3 protein-coding genes are annotated in these 3,745 nt (G+C 63.3%); all 3 read left to right on the top strand.

Features of this window, described 5'->3' with window-relative positions; genetic code table 11:
- On the top strand, positions 1 to 284 hold a 284-nt coding region (locus tag JCM25156_RS30225; RefSeq protein WP_206777864.1), incomplete at its 5' end, for a hypothetical protein.
- Between the two features lie 111 nt (positions 285 to 395).
- Complete coding sequence (locus JCM25156_RS10975) at positions 396 to 1,406, top strand: adenosine kinase (RefSeq protein ID WP_025813112.1); 1,011 nt, start codon at positions 396 to 398, stop codon at positions 1,404 to 1,406.
- 195 nt (positions 1,407 to 1,601) lie between these two features.
- Positions 1,602 to 3,425 carry a translational GTPase TypA gene (typA, locus tag JCM25156_RS10970; protein ID WP_025813111.1) on the top strand — a complete coding sequence of 608 codons (1,824 nt, stop codon included), beginning with the start codon at positions 1,602 to 1,604 and terminating at the stop codon, positions 3,423 to 3,425.
- Positions 3,426 to 3,745 lie beyond the last annotated feature (320 nt).

The raw sequence follows: 3,745 nt of genomic DNA, 5'->3' as shown, positions 1-3,745 counted from the left end.
AAGAAGCGCCACCGGCTGTGGCCGGGCGGCCCGGCTGCGGTACGGGGGATGGCGTGGGGGTGGGTGGCTGGGCTTCGGCTGGCTTGCGTCGTCTAAACAATGTTACCCCGCTAGGTTATGCTGCGCCGGAACGTGAGGTGTTCCGCCTGGATGGAGGTTACGCTTTCGGGCTGGTTGCAGGCTGCTGCCCCATGACCGGTTATACGCGCCCCGATCATGCCGACAAGGGCGTTAACGGGAAGTGTCGTGAAAACATCATACAGTGCGCCCATTGCGCCGGTTAACCGCCGATGATAGCGATGCACGCATCATGCGCGATATTTGAGGTTATTTCGTGGCGAACGGACGTCACGGCTGCGTACATGACGGATCAATAACGGGTAGTGGAACGGAATATGGAAAATTCGGGACGGGCGGCGGAATGCCGGTTTGATCTGCTGGGCATCGGCAACGCGATCGTTGATGTGCTGGCGCCGGTGGAAGCTGCCTTCCCGCAGCGCAATGGCATGACGCCGGGCAGCATGACGCTGATCGACGCCGCGCGCGCCACGGCGCTGTACGGCCAGATCCGGCGCGAGAAGGAAATGGGCGGCGGTTCGGCGGCCAATACCTGCGTGGTGGCGTCCAACATGGGCGCGCGCGTGGCCTATCTGGGCAAGGTGGCGGACGACGCGCCGGGGCAGGCCTTTGGCGCGGACATGCAGGCCGCGGGCGTGTATTTCCCCTCCGTGCCGCTGCAGGGCGATGAGGGCGCGGACAACCCCACCGCGCGCTGCATCATCCTGGTCACGCCCGATGGCCAGCGTACCATGAACACCTATCTGGGCGCGTGCGTGCGCTTCGGGCCGGATGATGTGCTGGCCGATGTCGTGCGGGCATCCAAGATCATCTACATGGAAGGCTATCTGTTCGACCCCCCGGCGGCGCAGGAAGCCTTCCGCACCGCCGCGCGCATCGCGCATGAGGCGGGCCGCAAGGTGGCGCTGTCGCTTTCGGACCGTTTCTGCGTGGACCGCCATCGCGCGGCGTTCCATGACCTCGTGCGCGGGCATGTCGATATTCTGTTCGCCAACGAGGACGAGATCTGCGCGCTGTACCAGACCGATGATTTTGACGAGGCCGCGCGCCGTGTCTCCGCCGAGACGCATTTCGCCGTGCTGACCCGTTCCGAACGCGGCAGCGTGATCATTCAGGGCCAGCAGCGCATCGTCATCGGCAGCGTGCGGACCGAGGTCGTGGATACGACCGGCGCGGGCGACGCCTATGCCGCCGGTTTCCTGGCGGGTTGGACATCGGACCGGACGCTGGCGGAATGCGGGCGGCTGGGCAGTGTCGCGGCGTCCGAGGTGATTTCCCATTATGGCGCGCGCCCGCTCATGAACATGCGTCAGGACATGGATTTCTGATCAAAGGGCCTTCCACCGGCCATCTCCGGGGTGTGTGACGGGGTTGTGCGCGAAGTTTCGCGTGCAATCCGCGCCCCTTCCCGTTATCTACGCATCCACCAGCCACCCAGTCCGCCGCCGCATGCGCGGGTATCGCCCGCATGTGCCGCCGCGCCCTTATGGCGTCCGCCAAGGAAAGTCAGGTCAAGAGCAGTTATGGATATCCGCAATATCGCCATTATCGCGCACGTCGATCATGGCAAGACCACACTGGTCGATCAGCTTCTGAAACAGTCCGGATCCTTTCGTGAGAACCAGCACGTCGCCGAACGCGCGATGGACAGCAACGACCTGGAGCGTGAGCGTGGCATCACCATCCTGGCCAAGTGCACGTCCGTGGTGTGGAAGGATACCCGCATCAACATCATCGACACCCCGGGCCATGCCGATTTCGGGGGCGAGGTCGAGCGTATCCTGAGCATGGTCGATGGCGCCATCGTGCTGGTCGACTCCGCCGAGGGCGCGCTGCCCCAGACCAAGTTCGTGGTGGGCAAGGCGCTGGCGCGCGGCCTGAAGCCGATCGTGGTCGTGAACAAGATCGACCGTGGCGACGCCCGCCCCGACGAAGTGCATAACGAGATTTTCGACCTGTTCGCCGCCCTGGGCGCGAATGACGAGCAGCTTGACTTCCCCATGCTCTACGCATCGGGCCGCCAGGGCTGGGCCGATACCGAGATTGATGGTCCGCGCAAGGATCTCTCTCCCATGTTCGATCTGATCCTGCGCCACGTTCCGCCGCCGCATGTGAACAAGGACGCGCCGTTCGCGATGGTCGCCACCATCCTCGAGAACGACAACTTCCTTGGCCGCGTGCTGACCGGCCGCGTCGAGCAGGGCACGGCGAAGATGAACATGCCGGTGCATGTGCTGCGTCCCGACGGCTCGGTTGTCGAAACCGGCCGCCTGACCAAGCTGCTCTCCTTCCGTGGGCTTGACCGCGTGCCGGTGGAGGAAGTGGAAGCCGGTGACATCGTGGCCGTGGCCGGCCTGTCGGAAGCGACGATTCCCGAGACCATCGCGGCCCCCGAAGTCAAGGAGCCGCTGCCCTCCACCCCGGTTGATCCGCCGACGCTGTCCATGACCTTCCGCCTCAACGATGGCCCGCTGGGTGGCCGCGAGGGCAAGAAGGTCACGTCGCGCCAGATCCGTGACCGCCTGTTCAAGGAAACGGAAGGCAACATCGCCATCCGCGTGTCCGAAAGCCCCGAGAGCGAGGCCTTCGAGGTTGCGGGCCGTGGCGAACTCCAGCTTGGCGTGCTGATCGAGCAGATGCGCCGCGAAGGGTTCGAACTGACCATCGGCCGCCCCCGCGTGCTGTTCCGCACGAATGAGGAAACCGGCGAGCGCGAAGAACCGTTCGAGGAAGTCCTGATCGACGTGGACGAGCCGTATTCGGGCGTCGTGGTTGAAAAGATGGCCCTGCGCAAGGGCATCATGCAGGACATGCAGCCTTCGGGCGGCGGCAAGGTGCGCCTGAGCTTCCTCATCCCCTCACGCGGGCTGATCGGCTATCATGGCGAATTCCTGACCGATACGCGCGGTTCGGGCATCATGAACCGCCTGTTCTCGGGCTACCAGCCCTATGTCGGGCCGATCGCGGGCCGTCGCAACGGGTCGCTGATCTCGTCCGAGGATGGCACGACGACACAGTATTCCCTGTTCTCGCTGCAGGACCGTGGCACCCTGTTCGTCGATGCGGGCGAGAAGGTGTATGTCGGCATGATCATCGGTGAGCATTCGCGTGAAAACGATCTGGAAGTGAACCCGATTCGCGAAAAGAAGCTGACCAACATCCGCGCCGCGGGCAAGGACGAGGCCCTGCTGCTGATTCCGCCGCGCAAGATGAACCTTGAGCAGGCCATCGCCTATATCGAGGATGATGAACTGGTTGAGGTCACGCCGTCGGCCGTGCGGATCCGCAAGCGTTACCTGGACCCGCATGAGCGCAAGAAGCGCGAACGCCAGGGCACGGTTGACTGATTTCCGGCCCGCCTGCCCCTGACTGCAATCTTTAGTAATGTTTCAGTGCTTGAGATTGCGGTCATAATGGGGCAGATCTGGAATACTCCCGAAATATTTAAGAATTTTAATTCGAGACGGCTTTCCTGCGACATGATACAGCAGGGAAGTCAGATCGGACGCGTCCATGCGCCCCGGCTGGCGCATTGGAACAGAAATCCTGTGTTCTGGAGTATTTTTATATGATCGTTTCTCCCCGCCGTATTCTGGCCGCGCTCTCCGCCGTTGCTGTTATGGGCGTCGCCGCTCCCGTCATGGCGCAGACCGCCGCCGAACCGACC

The sequence above is a fragment of the Komagataeibacter kakiaceti JCM 25156 genome (assembly GCF_000613305.1).
This window is presented reverse-complemented; position numbering and strand designations above follow the sequence as displayed.